Origin of the sequence: Pseudomonas sp. B34(2017) (genome assembly GCF_002112915.1) — a bacterium.
Classification (GTDB): Bacteria; Pseudomonadota; Gammaproteobacteria; order Pseudomonadales; family Pseudomonadaceae; genus Aquipseudomonas; species Aquipseudomonas pharyngis.
In genome coordinates this window covers 327,173-348,715 of sequence record NZ_NEJA01000005.1, presented here as the reverse complement: position 1 = coordinate 348,715, position 21,543 = coordinate 327,173, and the positions used below count along the sequence as shown (strand labels likewise).

The 21,543-nt window shown below is 61.5% G+C and carries 21 protein-coding genes; 6 read left to right on the top strand and 15 right to left on the bottom strand.

The features are described 5' to 3' along the window. Nucleotides 1-20: 20 nt before the first annotated feature. The 5 genes from CAF80_RS18135 to ubiE all read right to left on the bottom strand — a co-directional run bounded on the left by CAF80_RS18135 (nt 21) and on the right by ubiE (nt 3,822). Nucleotides 21-353 carry a phosphoribosyl-ATP diphosphatase gene (locus CAF80_RS18135; RefSeq protein ID WP_007952422.1) on the bottom strand — a complete coding sequence of 111 codons (333 nt, stop codon included), beginning with the start codon at nt 351-353 and terminating at the stop codon, nt 21-23. Further along, nucleotides 346-747 (bottom strand): phosphoribosyl-AMP cyclohydrolase, encoded by a 402-nt coding sequence (gene hisI / locus CAF80_RS18130; RefSeq protein ID WP_007909357.1) that lies wholly within the window; start codon nt 745-747, stop codon nt 346-348. Before hisI ends, CAF80_RS18135 begins: the two co-directional genes overlap by 8 nt. Nucleotides 748-827: 80 nt before the next feature. Next, nucleotides 828-2,432 (bottom strand): ubiquinone biosynthesis regulatory protein kinase UbiB, encoded by a 1,605-nt coding sequence (gene ubiB, locus CAF80_RS18125; RefSeq protein WP_039772455.1) that lies wholly within the window; start codon nt 2,430-2,432, stop codon nt 828-830. Beyond that, nucleotides 2,429-3,052 (bottom strand): SCP2 domain-containing protein, encoded by a 624-nt coding sequence (locus tag CAF80_RS18120; RefSeq protein ID WP_039772453.1) that lies wholly within the window; start codon nt 3,050-3,052, stop codon nt 2,429-2,431. The genes ubiB and CAF80_RS18120 overlap by 4 nt, the downstream gene beginning before the upstream one ends. After that, complete coding sequence (gene ubiE / locus CAF80_RS18115; protein WP_007952418.1) at nt 3,052-3,822, bottom strand: bifunctional demethylmenaquinone methyltransferase/2-methoxy-6-polyprenyl-1,4-benzoquinol methylase UbiE; 771 nt, start codon at nt 3,820-3,822, stop codon at nt 3,052-3,054. Before ubiE ends, CAF80_RS18120 begins: the two co-directional genes overlap by 1 nt. A gap of 165 nt (nt 3,823-3,987) precedes the next feature. Between ubiE and CAF80_RS18110 the strand changes: the two genes are divergently transcribed. The 3 genes from CAF80_RS18110 to CAF80_RS18100 all read left to right on the top strand — a co-directional run bounded on the left by CAF80_RS18110 (nt 3,988) and on the right by CAF80_RS18100 (nt 5,725). Then, nucleotides 3,988-4,263, top strand: a complete 276-nt coding sequence (locus tag CAF80_RS18110) for a polyhydroxyalkanoic acid system family protein (RefSeq protein WP_007952417.1) — start codon at nt 3,988-3,990, stop codon at nt 4,261-4,263. Between the two features lie 162 nt (nt 4,264-4,425). Further along, on the top strand, nt 4,426-4,848 hold the full coding sequence (locus tag CAF80_RS18105; protein ID WP_007952416.1) for a phasin family protein: 423 nt from the start codon (nt 4,426-4,428) through the stop codon (nt 4,846-4,848). Between the two features lie 10 nt (nt 4,849-4,858). After that, on the top strand, nt 4,859-5,725 hold the full coding sequence (locus tag CAF80_RS18100) for a phasin family protein (protein WP_074689550.1): 867 nt from the start codon (nt 4,859-4,861) through the stop codon (nt 5,723-5,725). A gap of 70 nt (nt 5,726-5,795) precedes the next feature. Here CAF80_RS18100 and CAF80_RS18095 read toward each other — a convergent pair whose 3' ends face one another. The 10 genes from CAF80_RS18095 to CAF80_RS18045 all read right to left on the bottom strand — a co-directional run bounded on the left by CAF80_RS18095 (nt 5,796) and on the right by CAF80_RS18045 (nt 18,653). Continuing rightward, entirely contained in the window at nt 5,796-6,416 is a 621-nt protein-coding gene (locus tag CAF80_RS18095; RefSeq protein WP_007952414.1) for a TetR/AcrR family transcriptional regulator, read from the bottom strand. A 27-nt stretch (nt 6,417-6,443) separates the two neighbouring features. Next, a complete protein-coding gene (gene phaC / locus CAF80_RS18090; protein WP_085667687.1) occupies nt 6,444-8,126 on the bottom strand; it encodes a class II poly(R)-hydroxyalkanoic acid synthase in 1,683 nt (560 codons plus the stop codon). A gap of 151 nt (nt 8,127-8,277) precedes the next feature. Further along, complete coding sequence (phaZ, locus tag CAF80_RS18085; RefSeq protein WP_007952412.1) at nt 8,278-9,132, bottom strand: poly(3-hydroxyalkanoate) depolymerase; 855 nt, start codon at nt 9,130-9,132, stop codon at nt 8,278-8,280. 68 nt (nt 9,133-9,200) lie between these two features. Next, nucleotides 9,201-10,880, bottom strand: coding sequence for a class II poly(R)-hydroxyalkanoic acid synthase (phaC, locus tag CAF80_RS18080; RefSeq protein ID WP_085667688.1), 1,680 nt, complete (start codon nt 10,878-10,880; stop codon nt 9,201-9,203). A gap of 258 nt (nt 10,881-11,138) precedes the next feature. Then, a complete protein-coding gene (locus CAF80_RS18075) occupies nt 11,139-11,510 on the bottom strand; it encodes a gamma-butyrobetaine hydroxylase-like domain-containing protein (RefSeq protein ID WP_085667689.1) in 372 nt (123 codons plus the stop codon). A gap of 77 nt (nt 11,511-11,587) precedes the next feature. After that, nucleotides 11,588-12,925 (bottom strand): ATP-dependent protease ATPase subunit HslU, encoded by a 1,338-nt coding sequence (gene hslU, locus CAF80_RS18070; RefSeq protein ID WP_085667690.1) that lies wholly within the window; start codon nt 12,923-12,925, stop codon nt 11,588-11,590. A gap of 55 nt (nt 12,926-12,980) precedes the next feature. Next, nucleotides 12,981-13,511: an ATP-dependent protease subunit HslV gene (hslV, locus tag CAF80_RS18065; RefSeq protein WP_039772440.1), complete on the bottom strand. Its 531-nt coding sequence runs from the start codon at nt 13,509-13,511 to the stop codon at nt 12,981-12,983. Nucleotides 13,512-13,768: 257 nt separating this feature from the next. Then, complete coding sequence (locus CAF80_RS18055; RefSeq protein WP_039772438.1) at nt 13,769-14,485, bottom strand: SPOR domain-containing protein; 717 nt, start codon at nt 14,483-14,485, stop codon at nt 13,769-13,771. 1 nt (nt 14,486) lies between these two features. Further along, complete coding sequence (gene argS, locus CAF80_RS18050) at nt 14,487-16,223, bottom strand: arginine--tRNA ligase (protein WP_039772437.1); 1,737 nt, start codon at nt 16,221-16,223, stop codon at nt 14,487-14,489. Nucleotides 16,224-16,433: 210 nt separating this feature from the next. Further along, complete coding sequence (locus CAF80_RS18045) at nt 16,434-18,653, bottom strand: primosomal protein N' (protein ID WP_085667691.1); 2,220 nt, start codon at nt 18,651-18,653, stop codon at nt 16,434-16,436. 182 nt (nt 18,654-18,835) lie between these two features. On the opposite strand from CAF80_RS18045, the gene rpmE reads away from it, so the two are divergent. The 3 genes from rpmE (at nt 18,836) to CAF80_RS18030 (ending at nt 21,334) form a co-directional block, all read left to right on the top strand. Further along, nucleotides 18,836-19,057: a 50S ribosomal protein L31 gene (gene rpmE / locus CAF80_RS18040; protein WP_039772434.1), complete on the top strand. Its 222-nt coding sequence runs from the start codon at nt 18,836-18,838 to the stop codon at nt 19,055-19,057. 23 nt (nt 19,058-19,080) lie between these two features. Further along, entirely contained in the window at nt 19,081-19,881 is an 801-nt protein-coding gene (locus tag CAF80_RS18035; RefSeq protein WP_085667783.1) for a thermonuclease family protein, read from the top strand. 184 nt (nt 19,882-20,065) lie between these two features. Next, nucleotides 20,066-21,334: a malic enzyme-like NAD(P)-binding protein gene (locus CAF80_RS18030; RefSeq protein ID WP_007952395.1), complete on the top strand. Its 1,269-nt coding sequence runs from the start codon at nt 20,066-20,068 to the stop codon at nt 21,332-21,334. Nucleotides 21,335-21,543: the final 209 nt, after the last annotated feature.

Below are 21,543 nucleotides of genomic sequence, written 5' to 3'. Positions count from 1 at the left end.
TGTTCCTCTCTTGAAGTTGTTCAGGCGGACGGGCGCGAGGCTTTCTCGACGTGTCCGGACAGGCCGAAACGGCGATCCAGTTCATCCAGCACCGCCTGCGGATGCTGCCCCAACTGGGCAAGCATGACCATGCTGTGGAACCACAGGTCGGCGGTCTCGTAGATCACGTCGCTGCAGTCGCCGCTGACGGCGGCGTCCTTGGCGGCAATGATCGTTTCGACCGACTCTTCGCCGACCTTTTCCAGAATCTTGTTCAGACCCTTGTGGTACAGACTGGCGACATACGAGCTGTCGGCGGCTGCGCCCTTGCGCTCTTCCAGCACCTGAGCAAGGCGGGTCAGGGTGTCACTCATGTTTGTGTCCTGCGGAGTAAATAGCGTGCGGGTCTTTCAGGACCGGGTCGACCGTTTTCCAGTCGCCGTTTTCGAAGACGCGGTAGAAGCAGCTTTGACGGCCGGTATGGCAAGCGATGTCGCCGATCTGTTCGACCATCAGGATGATGACGTCGGCGTCGCAGTCCAGACGCATTTCATGCAGCGTCTGTACATGGCCGGACTCTTCGCCCTTGCGCCACAGCTTGCCACGGGAACGTGACCAATAGATGGCACGGTTTTCCGCCGCGGTCAGCTCCAGGGCTTCGCGGTTCATCCAGGCCATCATCAATACGCGTCCGGTCTTGTGATCCTGGGCAATCGCCGGCACCAGGCCATCGGCGTCCCACTTGATCTCGTCCAGCCAGTTTTTCATCTTCGACTCCGACAGCGAACCCACACTTCAATAGTCGGGCTCAGGCGTTGAAACAGTGTGCCAGCCGATCACGGAACTGGCTATCGGCGAACGACCAGATACAAGCCGACGGCCACCATGATCCCGGCGGGCCAATGCCCCAGTTCGTGCATCGGGCCCCCGGCGGCGAGGATCGTACCGCCTGCCAGATGGGCGCTGCCGAGCAGGCGCAGGAACCAGTCGTCCTTGCGCTTTTTCCACGGCGGTGGCGGGTCGTTGGCGTGGGGTTGGGACATGCGTTCGAGCAGATCGCGGGCCATGTTGGCCAGGTGCGGCAGTTGTTCGAACTGGCTCTGGACGTTGCCGAGCAAGGCTTTCGGGCTGACGCGCTCGCGCATCCAGCGTTCGAGGAACGGCTGCGCGGTGTTCCACAGATCGAGGTCCGGGTACAGCTGACGGCCCAGGCCTTCGATGTTCAGCAGGGTCTTTTGCAGCAATACGAGTTGCGGCTGCACTTCCATGTTGAAGCGGCGCGCGGTCTGGAACAGGCGCATCAGCACCTGGCCAAATGAAATATCTTTTAATGGTTTTTCGAAGATCGGCTCGCACACGGTACGGATCGCCGCTTCGAATTCATTCAATTTGGTTTCCGCCGGCACCCAGCCCGAATCGATGTGCAATTGCGCCACGCGACGGTAGTCGCGCTTGAAGAAGGCGAACAGGTTGCGGGCCAGATAATCCTGGTCTTCCGGGGTCAGGCTGCCGACGATGCCGCAGTCGATCGCGATGTACTGCGGGCTCCACGGGTTGACGGTGCTGACGAAGATGTTGCCCGGGTGCATGTCGGCGTGGAAGAAACTGTCGCGAAACACCTGGGTGAAGAAGATCTCCACGCCGCGCTCGGCGAGCATTTTCATGTCGGTGCGCTGGTCGGCGAGGGTCGCCAGATCGGTCACCTGAATCCCGTAGATGCGCTCCATCACCAGCACTTTCGGCCGGCACCAGTCCCAATAGACTTGCGGCACGTAGAGCAGCGGCGAGCCTTCGAAGTTGCGCTTCAACTGGCTGGCGTTGGCCGCCTCGCGCAACAGGTCGAGTTCGTCGTAGATGGTTTTTTCGTAGTCGCTGACCACGTCCACCGGGTGCAGCAGACGGGCGTCGGCGGAGACTTTTTCGGCGGCGCGGGCGAGGATGAACAGCCACGCCAGATCCTGAGCGATGATCGGTTTCAGACCCGGGCGGATCACCTTGACCACCACTTCTTCGCCAGTCTTCAGTTGCGCAGCGTGTACCTGTGCCACCGAAGCCGAGGCCAGCGGTTCGACGTCGAAGCGGCTGAACACTTCGCTGATCTTCTTGCCCAGTTGCTCTTCGATCAGTTTGACCGACAGCTGCGAATCGAACGGCGGCACGCGGTCCTGCAACCGCATCAGCTCATCGGCGATGTCTTCCGGCAGAAGGTCGCGGCGGGTCGAAAGGATCTGCCCGAACTTGATGAAGATCGGCCCCAGGTCCTGCAACGCCAGGCGCAGGCGTGCCCCACGGCTGAGGTCCAGCGGCTTGCGCGGGAACCAGCGCCACGGTAGGACGTAGCGCAGCGCCAGCAGGAACCACGGCAAAGGCAGATCGAACAGCAGGTCATCGAGGCGGTAGCGGATCACGACGCGCTGGATGCGCAACAGACGGCGGACGGCGAGCAGCTTCATGCGTTATCGCTTGGGTCGAGGGATCGGGAAAGGCGCTCGAAGCGCGCCTCGAGACGTTCCAGATCGAGTTTGATCCGGTCCAGTTCGCTGAAACGGGCTTCGGCTTCGCGCTGCCCGACGAGGGTGCGCGATTCTTCGGCCAGGTATTCGGCGAGGTTCTGGTTGAGGCTGGCAAATCCTTGTTGATACCAGCGGGCGCGGCTGCGCAGGTGGCCGCCGACCAGTTGCGTGGCGACAGGTCCCAGCCAGCGCGAGAGTTCGTACTCCCAGTCCAGCTCCAGATCCTGCAGCACGCCCGCCAGCTCCAGCAGCACGCCGCTGTCGCCGTCGAGTTCGACTTCCGGCGCGTGCAGCACCGCCGTCTTGTCCTTGCTCAGGGCCAGTTTCACCAGACTCGAGGCCGGGGCGCGCAGGGTGCAGTCGACGCCGGTTTCCCAACGGGACGCCAGCATCAGGCCTTCGTCGCTCGGCAGGATAAACAGTTGCAGCGCCGGGCTGCGGCAATCCACGGCAATCACTTTGCCGGTCAGATGCGCCAGTCGCGGCAGCGCCGTGCTGTCGAGACGCAGCACGCGGTTCAGGCCGAGTTCGACGCTGGCGAGCAGCCCGGTCAGCAGCATCAGGGTTTGATGCCGCGGTGCAGGGCGACGATGCCTGCGGTCATGTTGTGATAGGTCACGCGGTCGAAACCGGCGTCGACCATCATCGACTTCAAAGTTTCCTGATTCGGGTGCATGCGGATCGATTCAGCCAGGTAGCGATAGCTTTCCGAGTCGTTAGTGATCAGCTTGCCCATCAGCGGCATGAAGGCGAACGAGTAGGCGTCGTAGGCCTTGGACATCAGCGCGTTGGTCGGCTTGGAGAATTCCAGCACCAGCAGGCGGCCGCCCGGCTTGAGTACGCGCAGCATCGAACGCAGGGCGTCTTCCTTGTGCGTCACGTTGCGCAGGCCGAAGGCGATGGTCACGCAGTCGAAATGGTTGTCCGGGAACGGCAGCTTTTCCGCGTCGGCCTGGACGAACTCGACGTTGCCCGAAACACCGACATCCAGCAGGCGGTCACGACCGACCTTGAGCATGGATTCGTTGATGTCCGCGAGAACCACCTGACCGGTCGGGCCGACCAGGTGCGAGAATTTCTTGGTCAGGTCGCCCGTGCCACCGGCGATGTCCAGCACGCGATTGCCGGCGCGTACGCCCGACAGTTCGATCGCGAAACGCTTCCACAGACGGTGCATGCCGCCCGACAGAAGGTCGTTCATCAGGTCGTACTTGGCGGCCACGGAGTGGAACACCTCAGCGACTTTTTCCGCTTTCTGGCTTTCCGGAACGTTTTTGAAGCCGAAGTGAGTGGTGGGTTCGGCATCGCTGCCTTTGCGCTGATCAGTCATATCGCTGTCACCAAAAGAGAATGCGCGACATTCTAATCCCCAAGCCATGCTTTGTCTTGGAATGGCTAAAGGTAAGATGGGCAACCTTCGGGACGATTTGCCGCAGTGGCGGTCAAGATTCGTTGCAGGCATTCATAGCCCCATTCAAAAAGCAGGAGTCATTCAATGGCCCATATCAGTGTTGAGCGTGCCCACAGCCTGGGCAAGGAAGCGGCCCGCGAGAAAGCCGACAAACTGGCGCAGAAACTCTCCGATCAATATGGCCTGGAGCCGCAGTGGTCGGGCGATGTCCTGAACCTCAAGCGTTCGGGCGTGAAGGGCGCCGTGCATGTGGCCGAGGATTCGATCCGGGTCGACGTGGAACTGGGCCTGATGATGTCGGCCATGAGCGGCATGATCAAAGCCGAGATCGAAAAGGCGCTGGATAAAGCGCTGGTCTGATCAGGACAAAACGGGGGAGCTTCGGGCTCCCCGTTTTTTTCCTGAGCACCTGCCTTTTATGTCAGTTGTTAGGGTGCCGTTTCTAATTTTTCTCCCTACTTTGTGCCTGAGCCCGACACTCGTCAGGGCAGTTCCTCAAACCTTCTGCGCGTGAGGTGCACCATGGCCAAAGTCATTTTGAAGAAAAAAATCGACGCTTCGACTTCCGCTCTGAGCGACGTCAAATCCTATGCCCGCAAGATCTGGCTGGCAGGCCTGGGTGCCTATACCAAGGTCGGTCAGGAGGGCAGCGAGTACTTTCAGGAGTTGATCAAGGCTGGTCAAACTGTTGAAAAGAAAGGCAAAAAAGCCGTCACCGAAAAACTCGAAGCGGCCAACGCCGAGATCGATGAAGCCAAGAGCGAAGTCAGCTCTTTCAAAGGCCGGGTCGAAGTTCAGCTCGACAAGGTCGAGAAGGCGTTCGACACGCGTGTCGCCAGTGCCTTGAATCGTATCGGCATTCCGTCTAAACATGACGTTGAGGCACTCTCTGCTAAGCTCGATGAGCTGACGGCATTGCTCGAACGCGTCGCGCGTAAATCTTAAGGAGAACGGGATGGCTGGTAAAAAGAACACCGATAAAGAAGGCAGCTCGTGGATCGGAAAAGTCGAAGACTATTCCCGCAAGATCTGGCTGGCTGGTTTAGGCGTGTACTCGAAGATCGACACTGACGGCAGCAAGCTCTTCGATACATTGGTCAAAGACGGCGAGAAAGCGGAGAAGCTCACCAAGGCTGCAGTCGGCAAGAAAGTCGATGCTGCCAAGGATTCTGCAAGCTCGGCAAAATCGCGCATCAGCGGCGTGAAAGATCGCGCACTGGGCACCTGGGATCAGCTGGAAGGGGCTTTCGACAAGCGCCTGAACAGCGCGATTTCGCGCCTGGGCGTACCGAGCCGCAACGAGGTGAAGGATCTGCACAAGAAGGTCGATACCCTGACCAGGCAGATCGAAAAACTCACCGGCCTGAAAGCCCAGCCTGTCGCGGCCAAAACCGCAGCAGCCAAGCCTGCGGCCAAAACCGCTGCCAAGCCACTGGCTAAAGCCGCCGCCAAACCAGCAGCCAAAACCGCTGCCGCCAAGCCTGCAGCGAAAGCCGCGGCCAAACCGGTTGCCGCCAAGGCCGCCGCCAAGCCAGCTGCAAAAACGGCAGCAAAACCAGCTGCCAAACCGGCGGCCAAGCCAGCAGCGAAAACCGCTGCCGCCAAACCCGCTGCCAAGCCTGCCGCCAAACCGGCTGCGGCGAAAAAACCGGCAGTGAAAAAACCGGCCGCGCCGAAAGCCGCTGCGCCGAAAGCTGCTGCTCCAAAACCGGTGACCACACCGCAAGCACTGGCAAGCACGTCGAACTCCGCCTCGGCCCCAACCCCGGCGCCTGCTCCGACTGCTGCATCGACGCCGTCGACGCCAACCAGTCAGTCCTGATTTTTCAGGGCTCAAGAAAACGCCCGGCCTGTGAAGGTCGGGCGTTTTTGTTTGGGTAAAAGCCGTCGGATTACTCGTGATCTTCGAGGTACTGCAAAGCCATCCTCTCCGTCGCCACCTTCACCGGCGGCAACAGATGCGGCGCCACCAGCATCATGATCTGGTACACCACCAGCCGCACTTCCCCTTCGCGATCAAGAATCCGCTGATAGTCCAGCGAGAACAGCAGCGTCATGGTGATCTGCTCCACCAGTTGCCCCAGCGCCTGGGTGTCGCTGACCAACTGCCCCGACGCCTTCAACCGCGCCAGCAACGACGCCAGCGTACGCTTGAGCACGTTGAGGAACTGGCGAATGCCCTTGGCCAGTTTCGGCAGGCGGCCGGCCAGGTTCGACAGGTCCTGGAACAGGAAGCGGTACTGCGCCAGCCGTTCGACGATCAGGTGCAGGAACAGCCAGTAATCCTCCGGCGCCAGTTCGACATCGGCGGGCGGGTCGAGCAGCGGGGCGAGGTCGTTCTGGAAGCGCTCGAACAGTCCGAGAATCAGCGGCTCCTTGCCGTGGAAGTGGTAGTAGAGGTTGCCGGGGCTGATCCCCATTTCATTGGCAACCTCCATGGTGGAGACGTTCGGCTCGCCCTTTTCGTTGAACAACTGCAGGGCACATTCGAGGATCCGTTCGCTTGTTTTCATCCAGTCTTCTTAAAGGGCTTGAGTCAGTCAGCGCACACGCACATAGGTGCCCGGTGCAGCTTCCATCGGTGGGTAATTGGCGTTGCCGAGGGTCATCTGGGTTTCGTGCAGGGTGCCGGAGCGCTGCTGCACCCACTCCAGCCATTGCGGCCACCAGCTGCCGTCGACTTTCTTGGCGTCGTAGTACCAGGCACGCGGATCGCCGCTGAGCTTTCCGTTCTCGACGTAATGGGCTTTCGGGTTGCCTGGCGGGTTGAGGATGCTCTGCACGTGGCCGCTGTTGGACAGCACGAAGCGCCGCTCGCCGCCCAGCAACAGCGTCGAGCGATACACCGCGTCCCACGGCGTGATGTGGTCGTTCATGCCGGCCACGCTGAAGCTGTCGACCGTGACCTTCTGCAGGTCGATCGGCGTGCCGCACACTTCCAGCCCACCGGGATGGGTCAACGGGTTGTGCTTGAAGAAGTCCAGAATGTCGCCGTGAAGCGCGGCGGGCAGGCGGGTGCTGTCGTTGTTCCAGTAGAGGATATCGAACGCCGGCGGCTCCTTGCCCAGCAGGTAGTTGTTGACGAAGTAACTCCAGATCAGATCGTTGGGGCGCATCCAGGCGAACACCTTGGCCATGTCGCGACCCTCCAGCACGCCTTTCTGATAGGAGCGCCGCTTGGCCGCTTCGAGCGTTTGCTCATCGGCGAACAGGGTGGCCGGGGTGTTCATTTCACTGTCGAGCAGGCTCACCAGATAGGTGGCGCTGGAGACTCGTCGCAACTGCCGCTTGGCCTGCAGATGCCCTTGCAGCGCCGCGATGGTCAGCCCGCCGGCGCAGGCGCCCATCAGGTTGACCTCGCGGGCGCCGGTGATCGCCCGGCAAATGTTCATCGCTTCTTCCACGGCTTCGACATAGGTCGACAGGCCCCATTCGCGATGCCGCACATCCGGGTTGCGCCAGCTGATCATGAAGGTCTGTAAACCGTTCTTCAGGGCGAACTGGACGAAGCTGTTGCTCGGGCTGAGGTCGAAAATGTAGTACTTGTTGATTTGCGGCGGCACCACCAGCAGCGGTTTCGAATACTGTTTTTCGCTCATCGGCCGGTACTGGATCAGCTCGAGCATTTCGTTGCGAAACACCACTGATCCTGTGGTGGTGGCGACGGTCTTGCCGACTTCGAAAGCCTGTTTGGTCACCTGGCGTGGCAGGCCGTCGTTGTGCAGCAGATCATCGAACAGATGGCTGAGACCGCGCACCAGACTGTGGCCGCCGGAGTTGAACAGCTCCTTCACCGCCAGCGGATTGAGCAGGGTGTTGGAGGGCGCCACGGCGTCGTTGAGCAGGGTGAAGGCGAAGTGCGCGCGGGCGCGGTCGTCGTCGCTCATGCTGCTCTCGTCGATCCAGCTCTTGACCTGTTTCTGCCAGGCCAGATAAGCCTGCAGGCTGCGCCGGTAGAACGGGTTCAGGCTCCACGCCGGATCGGCGAAGCGGCTGTCCTGCGGATTGGTCGGGTGCAGGGTTTCGCCGAGCAGCACGCGTCCGAGCGCGCCTCCCAGCTTCAAGGCGTGTTTTGCACTGTGGATCGGATTGCGCAGCCCGTGGGCCGCGACGTTGCGCAAGGTCGAGATCAGGTCCCGGCCGCGCAGACCGGTCATGGCACTCTGTGCATTGATGAACACGGCGGGGCTGGGCACGACGCCCGTCGCTGGTTTGTCACGCATGACTCAACACTCCTTCGTCTTCAGGCCAAAAACAAACACACCGAACCAGAACACCATAGACGCTGTTGCGGGTTGTTGCCTGCGTGGCCTCCTGCCACGCACCTGTCCAGACGCGTTGCAAAACGCTGTCCAGAAGTCCGTGCCGGGACGGTTATCCGCCCAGCGGTGTCGGGTGCGGATGCATCACCGCACGCTGACGTTCCTCCTGGAGGAATTTCATGATGATCGGCGCCACCGCCTCGGCCCGGGTAATCAGGAACAGATGCCCGTCGTCAATGATGTGCAGCTGCGCGTTGGGGATTCGCCAGGCGAGCATGCGCATGTTGATCAGCGGGATCAGCGGATCGTCATCACCGGCCAGCACCAGCGTCGGCTGGTGGATCTTGTGCAGCCAGTGAATGCTGGTCCAGCCGAGGCCCGCGAACAGTTGCCAGTAGTAACCGAGCTTGCCCGCCGAACGCACCTTGGCCGCATGGCTGGCGGCGAGTGTCGGGTCGCGGCGGAACGAGCCGCCGTAGATCATCGGGGCGATACGGATCACATGGGACGGCTGGATGTAGCGCCGTGGGCTGGCCATCATCCACAGCACCTTCGGCTTGCCCGGCACCATCACTGCACCGGCAGCGGTCGCTGCCAGCACCAGCTTCTTGCAGCGCTCGGGATAGTCGTAGGCGAACTGCTGCGCCAGCGCGCCACCCCAGGACACGCCGATCACGTTGACCTGTCCGTAGTCGAGGTAATCGAGCATCCGCGCGGTGAGTTTCGCCAGCCCGGGAAAGCGATACGGCCGGCTCGGCGTCGAAGAGCCACCGACACCGGGCACGTCGAAGGCGATCACTTCCAGGTCCGGATCCAGCGCCGCGACAAAAGGAAACACCAGCTCCAGGTTGGCGCCGATGCCGTTGAATATCAGCAAGGGCGTCAAGTGAGGCTTGCCGGGGCGGACCGCCGTGCGGATGGTCTGGCCATCCAGCTCGACGGTTCGAAAGATGAACGGGTGCGGCATGCTTCAAGGCCCTGTGGGTCGCAATCTCAGTGTTCACCTCACTCCCGAAAGGGAGTGAGGTGTGTCGGTTACCGCTCGTGAACGTAAGTGCCCGGTGAAGCTTCGCCTGCCGGATACGTCTTGTTGCCCAGTTTCGTTGGTGCTTTCTTCAATTCGCCCGAACGGGCCGCCTGCCACGCCTGCCAGTACAGCCACCAGGAGTCGGCGTGCTTGGTCGAGTTTTCCTGCCAGTCATCGGCATTGGCGGTCATTTCGTCGCTGGTCATGTAGCGCGATTTCGGGTTGCCCGGCGGGTTCAGAATGCTCTGGATATGCCCGCTGCTGGACAGCACGAATTCGACCTTGCCACCAAACAGCTGCGCCGACTTGTAGCAGGACTTCCACGGCGTGATGTGGTCGTTGGTGCCCGCCAGCGAGAAAATGTCGGCGGTCACCTGCTTGAGGTCGATCGGCGTGCCGCACACTTCCAGTGCATTGGGGCGGATCAGTGGGTTGTTTTTGAACATCTCGATCAGGTCGCCGTGGAACGCGGCCGGCAGTCGAGTCGTATCGTTGTTCCAGAACAGGATGTCGAACACCGGCGGTTCGTTGCCGAGCAGGTAATTGTTGACCCAATAGTTCCAGATCAGGTCGTTGGGGCGCATCCAGGCGAAGACCTTGGCCATGTCTTTGCCTTCGAGCACGCCGGCCTGGTACGAATGGCGCTTGGCGGTCTCCAGGGTCTGCTCGTCGACGAACAGCGCGACGTCGCTGTCCAGCGTTGTATCGAGCACGCTGACCAGCAGGGTCAGGGCGTTTACCTTGTTCTCGCCGATCGCCGCGTAGTGGCCGAGCAGGGCGGTGCAGGTGATGCCGCCGGAGCAGGCGCCGAGCATGTTGACGTCCTTGCTGCCGGTGATCGCGGTGACCACGTCGACCGCTTCCTTCAGGGCCTCGATGTAGGTGGAAAGGCCCCACTCGCGCTGTTCCTTGGTCGGGTTGCGCCAGCTGACGATGAAGGTCTGCACATTGTTGCGCAGGCAGAAGCGCGCCAGGCTCTTGTCCGGGCTCAAATCGAATACGTAAAACTTGTTGATCTGCGGCGGCACCACCAGCAGCGGGCGCTCGTGCACTTGTTCGGTGATCGGCTTGTACTGGATCAGCTCCAGCACGTCGTTGCGAAACACCACCGCACCTTCGGTCACACCCAGGCTCTTGCCGACCTCGAACGCACCCATGTTGACCTGGCTCGGCATGCCGCCGTTGTGCACCAGATCCTTGGCCAGATGCGAGAGGCCATCGAGCAGGCTCTTGCCGCCGGTCTCGAAGAAACGTTTGACCGCCGCCGGGTTGGCCGCGGTGTTGGTCGGCGCCATGGCCTCGGTCATCAGGTTGATCACGAAGTGGCCGCGCGCGATGTCCTTGGGCGAGAGGCTGCTGTCGTCGATCCAGGCGTGGAGTTCCTTGCGCCACGCCAGATAGGTTTGCAGATAACGTTTGTACAGCGGGTTCTGACTCCACGCCGGATCGACGAAGCGACGGTCATCGCCCGCCGGTTGCAGATCTGATTTGCCGAACAGCACGTTCTTCAGTTCAAGGCCGAACTGGGTGACGTGTTTGACACTATGGATAGGTTGTTTGATGGCCTGGGTCAGCACCATTCGAGCAGAGGCCAGCAGATCCTTTCCGCGTAGCCCAACGACAGGATTCAGCCCCAGGGTGTTCTCCGAGGCCTGGTACTTCAAATCATCGTTATTCTTGTTACTCATCTACGACGCTCCATTGTCCTGAGACGAGTACCCGGTTTTCTGCTGTGCAGTTCCACAGCCAATGCCAGGTACTACTGCTCGGGTGACCGTTGATTCTGCATAGCTGCTTTACAGTCGTAGAGCACTGCAGGGAACTTGCCAGTTCCATTGGTTACCCGAGATTGATTTTTTTCGCAAGCAGCCGATCCCGGGCCGCTTTAGCGGAGCATTCAAACAGATGAATCTAGAAAATGCCCTCTAAACAGTCCGAGGCGCGGACTAGAGCATCAGCTTGACGACGGACTGGTCCGGGTCGCGGGTTTTGCCGGCGGCTTTGAGTTCGGCCAGATAATCGGCCCAGAGTGCGTCATGACGTCGCCCTAGCTCGTACAGGTAATCCCAGGTGAACAGGCCGCTGTCGTGACCGTCGTCGAAGGTCAGTTTCAGTGCGTACTGACCGGCCGGTTCTACTTTGGTCAGGCCGACGTGCAGCTTGCCGAATTGCAGGATCGGTTTGCCGTGGCCCTGGACCTCGGCGGAGGGGGAGTGCGCGCGCAGGAATTCGGCGGGCAGGGTGTATTCCTCGCCGGACGCGTATTTGAGCGACAGGGTTTTCGAGGCTTTGTGCAGTTTGATGTCGGTGGGAAGCATAGAAAAAAGCCTTTAGCTGCAAGCTACAAGCGGCAAGCTTAACTCAGCTTGCCGCTTGTAGCTCGGAGCTGGCAGCTCTACAGAATATAACGGGACAGGTCTTCGTTCTGCGCCAATTCGCCCAGGTGGCTGTTGACGTAATCGGCGTCGATCTCGATCGCCTTGTCGTCGTGAGCGCTGGCCAGGTCGCCGGCACTGAACGACACCTCTTCCAGCAGACGCTCGAGCAGCGTGTGCAGGCGACGGGCACCGATGTTCTCGGTCTTCTCGTTGACCTGCCAGGCGATCTCCGCCAGACGCTTGATGCCTTCCGGCTGGAACTGGATGTTCAGGCCTTCGGTTTTCAGCAGCGCGCAGTATTGCTCGGTGAGCGAGGCGTGCGGTTCGCTGAGGATGCGTTCGAAGTCCTGCGGGCTCAGGGCCTTGAGTTCGACGCGGATCGGCAGACGACCTTGCAGCTCCGGCACCAGATCGCTCGGCTTGCTCAGGTGGAACGCACCGGAGGCGATGAACAGGATGTGGTCTGTCTTGACCATGCCCAGCTTGGTGTTGACGGTGCAGCCTTCGATCAGCGGCAGCAGGTCACGTTGCACGCCTTCGCGGGACACATCAGCGCCGCCGACATTGCCGCGCTTGGCGACCTTGTCGATTTCGTCGATGAACACGATGCCGTGCTGCTCGACGGCTTCCAGGGCCTTGGCCTTCAACTCTTCTTCGTTGACCAGGCGACCGGCTTCTTCATCGCGTACCAGTTTCAGCGCTTCCTTGACCTTGAGCTTGCGGGCCTTCTTCTTGCCCTTGCCCATGTTGGCGAACAGGTTCTGCAACTGGTTGGTCATTTCTTCCATGCCCGGAGGCGTGGCGATTTCGATGCCGGCCATTTCGGCGACTTCGATCTCGATTTCCTTGTCGTCCAGCTGACCTTCGCGCAGGCGTTTGCGGAACAGCTGGCGGGTGTTGGAATCCTGGGTCGGCGCTTCTTCGTTGCTGAAGCCCATGCGTGCCGGTGGCAGCAGGGCGTCGAGGATACGGTCCTCGGCGGCGTCTTCGGCACGGTGGCGAACGCGGGTCATTTCCTGCTCGCGCAGCATCTTGATCGCAGCATCGGCCAGATCACGGATGATCGATTCGACGTCACGGCCGACGTAGCCGACTTCGGTGAACTTGGTCGCTTCGACCTTGATGAACGGCGCGTTGGCCAGTTTGGCCAGGCGACGGGCGATCTCGGTTTTACCGACGCCGGTCGGGCCGATCATCAGAATGTTCTTCGGGGTCACTTCAACGCGCAGCTCTTCAGGCAGCTGCATGCGGCGCCAGCGGTTGCGCAGGGCAATCGCGACAGCGCGCTTGGCATCGTCCTGGCCGATGATGTGGCGGTTGAGTTCGTGGACGATTTCGCGGGGAGTCATGGACATAATAATTGACGGTCCTCAAGCAGAAACAAGCCGTGGCACTGGGGCCGCGTCAGGCTTATTCAGCGAGATCCTGCTCCTCAATGGTCTGGGTGTGGTTGGTGAATACACAGATGTCGCCGGCGATGCCGAGAGCGGTCTCGACGATTTCGCGGGCCGACAGATCGGTCTTCTTCAGCAGGGCGCTGGCGGCGGCTTGCGCATAGGCACCACCGGAACCCATGGCGATCAGGCCGTCTTCGGGTTCGACCACGTCACCGTTGCCGGTGATGATCAAGGATGCGTCCTTGTTGGCGACCGCGAGCATCGCTTCGAGGCGGCTCAGGGAGCGGTCGGTGCGCCATTCTTTGGCGAGTTCGACGGCGGCGCGGATCAGGTGGCCCTGGTGTTTTTCAAGCTGGCCTTCGAAGCGTTCGAACAGGGTGAAGGCGTCGGCGGTGGCACCGGCGAAACCGGCGATGACTTCGCCGTGGTACAGGCGACGAACTTTCTTCGCGTTGCCTTTCATCACGGTGTTGCCGAGAGAAACCTGGCCGTCGCCGCCCATGACGACTTTGCCGTGGCGGCGGACTGAAACGATGGTGGTCAAGGGAAGAGTCTCCACACTGCGGGGCGAAAATGCCTTATGCCCATTCATATGGGGGTGGTGGAGAGGATTTCAACTGCGGGGCGGGAGAGGGGACGAGCGGTGGTTTGCGCGGGGTCGTTCCCACGCAGAACGACATGATCGTTCCCACGCTCTGCGTGGGAATGCAGCCCGGGACGCTCCGCGTCCCTTGCCGCAGGGACGCGGAGCGTCCATTGAGGCATTCCCACGCAGAGCGTGGGAACGATCGGTGAGGAGGATCAGCGGCTCTGACGTTGTTGTAACAACAGGTTGCTGAAGCCGGCGCCCGCCAGTTGTTTCTGGGCGGTGGTCAGCTGTTCGCGGTTGCTGAACGGGCCTACCAGTACGCGATACCAGGTTTCATCCTTGACCGTCCCGGACTCAACCGCGACCGCCTGGCCGAGCAGAATGATCTGCGCGCGCACCTTGTCGGCATCCGTCTCTTTGCGGAACGAGCCGGCCTGGAGGAAGAACTTGGTCACCGGTGCAGCCTTGGTCACCGGCGGCGCTGGCGGCGGGGTGATCCCGGCCAGTGCAGCCTGCGCCCGTGCGGTGTCGATCTTCGCCGCTTCAGCCGGGGTCACCGGCGTGGTCGGAATTGCCGGCACTTGTGGCGTCGGCAGGGTTTTCTCCGGCACCGCGTCCGGCGGCACGATCACTTCCGATTCCGGCAGCAGGGTGTAGAAGTCGTACTTCGGCTTCACCGGTTGCGTCGGGCTCGGCGGGGTCTTGTTGGCCTCGGCGATCTTGCTGGCTTTCTGTTGTTGCTGTTGCTCGACCTTCTCGCGCTTGACCGTGTCGCTGCCCTTGCCCGGCTCCAGCTTCATCAGGAACACGATGAACGCGCCGACCGTCAGGCCGATGGCCATCCACAGCCAGCCCGGAATCGGCTGCTTCGCTGGAGCCTGGTAACGGCTGGCGCCACGCTTGGGTGCAGGTTTTTTCTTGGCAGCCAACTTACATGCGCTCCAGGGTTTCCAGGCCGAGCAGTTCCAGGCCTTGCTTGAGGGTACGGCCGGTCAGCGCGGCAAGGCGCAGGCGGCTTTGCATTTGTGCCGGAGTGTCGGCGGTGAGGATCGGGCAGTTCTCGTAGAAGCTGGAGAACAGGCCGGCGACCTCGTACAGGTAGGTGCACAGGGTGTGTGGCGTGCCCTTTTCCGCAACGTTGTTCAGCACTTCACCGAACTGCGCCAGTTTGGCTGCCAGATCGTGTTCCTGCGGCGCTTCGAGGACGATCTGGCCATCGACTTCGCTGTAATCCTTGTCAAGCTTGCGGAACACCCCGGCCACGCGAGTGTAGGCGTACAGCAGGTACGGGGCGGTGTTGCCTTCGAGGTTGAGCATCTGGTCGAAGTTGAAGCTGTAGTCGCTGGTGCGGTGCTTCGAAAGGTCGGCGTATTTCACCGCGCCGATGCCCACAACCTTGGCGATGCTGCGCAGTTCGTCGTCGGCCAGTGTCGGGTTTTTCTCTTTTACCAATGCGTAGGCACGTTCCTGCGCTTCGGTCAGAAGATCGATCAGCTTCACGGTGCCGCCGTCACGGGTCTTGAACGGACGGCCGTCGGCGCCGTTCATGGTGCCGAACCCCATGTGCTCCATTTCCATCGGATGGGTCACGAAACCGGCCTTGCGCGCCACGGCGAACACTTGCTGGAAGTGCAGGGCCTGACGCTGGTCGACGAAGTACAGCGCACGGTCGGCCTTCAGTTTGCCGCTGCGGTAGCGCACGGCCGCCAGGTCGGTGGTGGCGTACAGGTAGCCTCCGTCAGCCTTGACGATGATCACCGGCAGCGGCTCACCTTCGGCGTTCTTGAATTCGTCGAGGAACACGCACTGGGCGCCGTTGCTTTCGACCAGCATACCGGCGGCTTTCAGGTCGTTGACCACGTTGATCAGGTCGTCGTTGTAGGCGCTTTCGCCCATCACGTCGGCCATGGTCAGTTTGACATTGAGCAGTTCGTAGATCTTCTGGCAGTGCGACAGCGAGATGTCCTTGAACCTGGTCCACAGCGCCAGGCATTCAGCGTCGCCGGCCTGCAACTTGACCACCAGGCCACGGGCGCGGTCGGCGAATTCCGGGGATTCGTCGAAGCGTTGCTTGGCGGCGCGGTAGAAGTTTTCCAGGTCCGACAGCTCGTCGCTGGTGATCGGGTTTTCCTGCAGGTACGCCATCAGCATGCCGAACTGGGTGCCCCAGTCGCCGACGTGGTTCTGACGTATGACGGTGTCGCCGAGGAATTCGAGCACGCGGGCCACGCCGTCGCCGATGATGGTCGAACGCAGGTGGCCGACATGCATCTCTTTGGCCAGGTTCGGCGCCGACAGATCGACCACGGTGCGTTGCGCCGGGCCGGCCTTGCGCACGCCAATGTGATCGTCGGCCAGAGCCGCGTCGAGGCGCGAGGCCAGTGCTTGAGTGTTCTGGAAGAAGTTGATGAAGCCGGGGCCGGCGATTTCGGCCTTGGTGACGTTTTCGTCAGCCGGCAGGGCGGCAATGATTTTTTCCGCCAGGTCGCGCGGCTTCATGCCCGCAGGCTTGGCCAGCATCATGGCGATGTTGCTGGCAAAGTCGCCGTGGGTCTTGTCCCGGGCGTTTTCCACCTGGATCGCCGGCGTCAGGCCTTCAGGCAACACACCTTCGTTGACGAGTTGGGTGAGGGCTTGTTGGATCAGCTGGCGAATGGTGTCTTTCATGGTCTTCTCTTTCGACCGCAAGCGCGGCGGCGCATCGATGCGCGGGTGGAAAAACTGGGCATTATCCGTTGCGAAGACGGGCTTGCCAACCTTAGCAGGCAGGATGTGGATGTGTGGTGACAAATAGACTGCTTTCGCGAGCAGGCTCGCTCCCACAGGTAAAGCGCAGTCCTTGTGGGAGCGAGCCTGCTCGCGAAGGCGATCTTCAGATCAATACAAATCGACAGGATCGACATCCAGCGACCAGCGCACTGCCCGGCCGCTTGGCATCTGCTCCAGCACCAGCAGCCAGCTCGCCAGCAATCGGTGCAGCGGCGCCCGGGCCGTGGCCTGCAACAGCAGCTGCGCGCGGAAGCGTCCGGCCCGACGTTCCATCGGTGCCGGCACCGGCCCCAGCAATTCGATGCCGCTCAGGTTCTGTTCGGCCAGCAAGCGCTCGGCCTCGCTGCATGCCTCATCGAGAAAACCTTCGGCCTGCCCCGGCTTGTGGGCTTCGGCGCGCAGCAGGGCGAGATGGGCGAACGGCGGCAGGCCGGCGGCGCGGCGTTCGCTCAGCGCCTGTTCGGCGAAGGCGAAGTAACCCTGCTCGGTCAGTTGCACCAATAAAGGATGGTCGGCGAGGTGGGTCTGGATGATCACCTTGCCCGGTTCTTCCGCCCGCCCGGCACGGCCGGCAACCTGCACGATCAGCTGCGCCATGCGCTCGCTGGCGCGGAAATCGCCGGAGAACAGCCCACCGTCGGCATCGAGGATCGACACCAGCGTCACCCGGGGGAAGTGGTGCCCCTTGGCCAACATCTGGGTGCCGACCAGAATGCACGGCTGGCCTTTCTGGATCGTGGCGAACAACTGGTTCATCGCATCCTTGCGGGACGTGCTGTCACGGTCGACGCGCAACACCGGATAGTCCGGGAACAGAATTGCCAGCCGTTCCTCAGCCCGCTCGGTGCCGGCGCCCACCGGGCGCAGATCGACCTTGTTGCACTTCGGGCACTGGCGCGGCACACGTTCCACGTAACCGCAGTGGTGGCAGCGCAGCTCGCCGTAGCGCTGGTGCACGGTCATTCGCGCATCGCAGCGCTGGCATTCGGACATCCAGCCACAATCGTGGCACAGCAGCGTCGGGGCAAAACCCCGGCGGTTGAGGAACACCAATACCTGCTGGCCGGCGGCGAGGGTCTGGCCGATGGCTTGCTGCATCGGCCCGGAAATGCCGCTGTCCAGGGGACGACTTTTCACATCCAGGCGCAGGAAACGTGGCTGCTTGGCGCCTCCGGCCCGTTCGTTCAGGCGTAGGAGTCCGTAACGGCCGGTGTAGGCGTTGTGCAGGCTTTCCAGGGATGGCGTCGCGGAGCCGAGCACGATCGGGATGTTTTCCTGTCGCGCCCGCACCAGCGCCAGGTCCCGTGCGTGGTAGCGCAGACCTTCCTGCTGTTTATAGGAGCCATCGTGTTCTTCGTCGATGATGATCAGCCCCGGATTTTTCATCGGGGTGAACAGCGCCGAACGGGTGCCGATAATAATGTCGGCCTCGCCGTCACGGGCGGCGAGCCAGGCGTCGAGGCGATCGCGGTCGTTGACTGCCGAGTGCAGTAGGGCGATGCGGGCGTTGAAGCGTTGTTCGAACCGCGCGAGGGTCTGCGGGCCGAGGTTGATCTCCGGGATCAGCACCAGCGCCTGTTTCCCGGCCTCGAGGGTTTCGCGGATCAGTTGCAAATAGACTTCGGTCTTGCCGCTGCCGGTGACCCCGGCCAGCAGGAACGCGTGATAACTGTCGAACCCGGCGCGAATTGCCTCATACGCGGCGCGCTGTTCGCTGTTGAGCGGCAGTTCGGGCTGGGCCAGCCAGTGTTCATGGCGCGCGCCGGGGGCGTGGCGGCGCACTTCGACCTGCACCAGATCCTTGGCCAGCAACAGGTCGAGGCTGTCCTTGCTCAGCATCAGTTTGCTCAGCAACTGATGGGCGACGCCGTGAGGGTGCTGGGCCAAAGTCGCGAGGGCTTCACGCTGGCGCGGGGCGCGGGCGATGCGCGGGTCATCGAGGCTGGCGCCGGGGGCGGCGGACCAGAAGCGTTCCTGGCGGGCTTCGGCAAGTTCGCCCTGACGCAGCAGCACCGGCAGTGCCCAGCTCAGGGTGTCGCCGAGGCTGTGCTGGTAATACTGGGCGGTCCACAGGCACAGCTTGAACAATGCCGGCGGCAGCGGCGCCGTGGCGTCGAGCAGGGCCAGCGCCGGTTTGAGCTTCTCCGCCGGCACTTCGCTGGTGTCAGTGACTTCTACCAGAATCCCGATCATCTCCCGCCGACCGAACGGCACCCGCAGGCGCATGCCCGGTTGCAACTGCGAACGCAGCACGCCGGCCGGGGCTCGATAGTCGAACAGGCGGCGCAGGGGCGAAGGCAGGGCGAGGCGCAGAATGGCGTCGGGCACGCGGGATCTCTATTAAGAAGCCAACAAGCAGCGGGGATGGTGTTTGGGCCGGGAGCCTAGCAGACGGTCGGTCTCAGTGACAGCTTGCGCGATTGACATTGTCTGGTAGAATCCGCGGCCTAATTACGTGCGGTATTCAACAATAGTGTTGGGTGGCGGCACGCTAGCCTGAGGAAGACACCATGAAAGCCGAAATTCACCCGAATTACCCAGAAATCGCTGTTACCTGCTCCTGCGGTAACAAGTTCGAAACTCGTTCGACCTTCGGCAAAGCCCTGGCGATCGACGTTTGCAACGAATGCCACCCGTTCTACACCGGTAAGCAGAAGACTCTGGACACCGGCGGCCGTGTGCAGAAGTTCGCAGACCGTTTCGCTACTTTCGGCGTCGGCAAAAAAGCCTGAGGCTGATCATTTTGGAAAGTCATATCGGCTTCTCCAGACTGATGAAAAAGGCGTCCCTTGCGGGCGCCTTTTTTGTGTCCGCGATTTGGCTGTCCGGCGCCCAGGCGTTCTGCCCGATGCCCTCGGGGCTGTCGAGCGTGGTGGTTCAGCGAGTTGTCGATGGCGACACGGTGCGCCTGAGTGACGGCCGCAGCGTACGCCTGATCGGCCTCAACACGCCCGAGCTGGGCAAGCAGGGGCGCAGCGACGAACCGTTTGCCGTGGCGGCGCGCAAACGCCTGGAAGCCTTGGTGGCCGACAGTGGCGGTCGGGTCGGTTTGCGCCTTGGTGCGCAAGAAAAAGACCATTACGGGCGTACGCTCGCCCATCTCTACAGCGTCAGCGGCGCCAGTCTCGAAGCGCAAATGCTCGCCGATGGCCTTGGATTCCAGGTCGCAGTGGCACCGAATGTCGATCTTGTCGATTGCCAGCAAGCCGCCGAACACAGCGCGCGACAGGCCGGGCTTGGCCTGTGGAAGCGTTCACCTGTACTGAAAGCGGAGCAGATCGAGCGCTCGGGTTTCGCGCTGGTCAGCGGTCGTGTGAGCAAGGTTCAGCGCAATCGCGGTGGAATCTGGATCGAGTTGCAGGACAAGCTTGTACTGCGCGTTGCACCCAATCTGCTGGAACGCTTCGATAGCGCCGCTCTGCAGGCGTTGAAGGGCAAGCAGATCGAGGCCCGTGGCTGGGTGGTCGACCGTTCTCGGCGCGGTGGACTGAAATCAGGTCAGGCGCGCTGGCTGTTGCCGTTGACCGATCCTTCGATGCTCCAGCCGTCCCGCTGAAGAAAAAATTGTAGACATTTTTTCTGTCGATTGTGAACAGTCTAGCCCTTGTGCGCCGTGGCTCTTGGCCCAAAGTCTTAGGGCAGGGCGCTTGACAGGGGTGACCGGGCAGTCTTGTGGGGACTTTGCGAGGCGCGTATCCTCGCTGACCAGTCTGTCCAACAGTAAAAAGCGGAATGCCAAAATGTCTGATCTGAAAACTGCCGCTCTCGAATATCATGCCAATCCTCGTCCAGGAAAGCTGAGTGTCGAGCTCACCAAGGCCACTGCTACCGCCCGCGACCTGTCGCTGGCCTACAGCCCCGGCGTAGCTGAACCAGTGCGCGAGATCGCCCGCGATCCTGAACTGGCCTACAAGTACACCGGCAAGGGCAACCTGGTTGCAGTCATTTCCGATGGCACCGCGATTCTGGGCTTGGGTAACCTCGGCCCACTGGCTTCCAAGCCAGTGATGGAAGGTAAAGGCGTGCTGTTCAAGCGCTTCGCCGGCATCGACGTTTTCGACATCGAAGTCGACTCCGAAAGCCCGCAAGCCTTCATCGACACCGTAAAACGCATTTCCATCACCTTCGGTGGCATCAACCTGGAAGACATCAAGGCGCCTGAGTGCTTTGAGATCGAACGCGCTCTGATCGAGCAGTGCGACATTCCGGTATTCCACGATGACCAGCACGGCACCGCGATCGTGACCGCTGCGGGCATGATCAACGCCCTGGAAATCGCTGGCAAAACCCTGGCCGACGCCAAGATCGTCTGCCTGGGCGCTGGCGCAGCCGCCATCTCCTGCATGAAATTGCTGGTGAGCATGGGCGCCAAGGTCGAGAACATCTTCATGGTTGACCGTACTGGCGTGATCCACGCTGGCCGTGACGACCTGAACCAGTACAAGGCTGTGTTCGCTCACCCTACCGAGAAGCGCACCCTGGACGACGCCATCGAAGGCGCTGACGTATTCGTCGGCCTGTCGGGCCCGAACCTCCTGAGCGCCGAGCAACTCAAGCGCATGGCGGCCAACCCGATCGTTTTCGCCTGCTCCAACCCGGATCCGGAAATCTCCCCGGAACTGGCTCACGCCACCCGTAACGACGTGATCATGGCCACCGGCCGTTCGGACTACCCGAACCAGGTCAACAACGTACTGGGCTTCCCGTTCATCTTCCGTGGTGCCCTGGACGTTCGCGCCAAGCGCATCAACGAAGAAATGAAGATCGCTGCCGCCAACGCCCTGCGCGAACTGGCCAAGCTGCCGGTGCCTCAGGAAGTGTGCGACGCCTACGGCGGTATCTCCCTGGAATTCGGTCGTGAGTACATCATTCCGAAGCCAATGGACAAGCGCCTGATCACCGTGATCTCCGACGCCGTGGCCAAGGCTGCGATCGAGACCGGTGTGGCGACCCTGCCGTATCCGAAGAACTACCCGCTGAAAAGCGTGGATGACGTGTTCAACGGCTAAGTCGTTGTAGCGCTTCATGAAGAGCCCCGCTTTTTAAGCGGGGTTTTTTTTTGGTCGTGAAAATGCGTTCCGGCTTCAAGGGCGGCCCTCACCCTAACCCTCTCCCCCTGGGAGAGGGCTAGGGTGAGGGCGGCCTTTGATGTGAAACGCCATTCTCAGTACGACAGAAAACAAAAAGCCCCGCACTTCTCACGAAGGCGGGGCTTTTT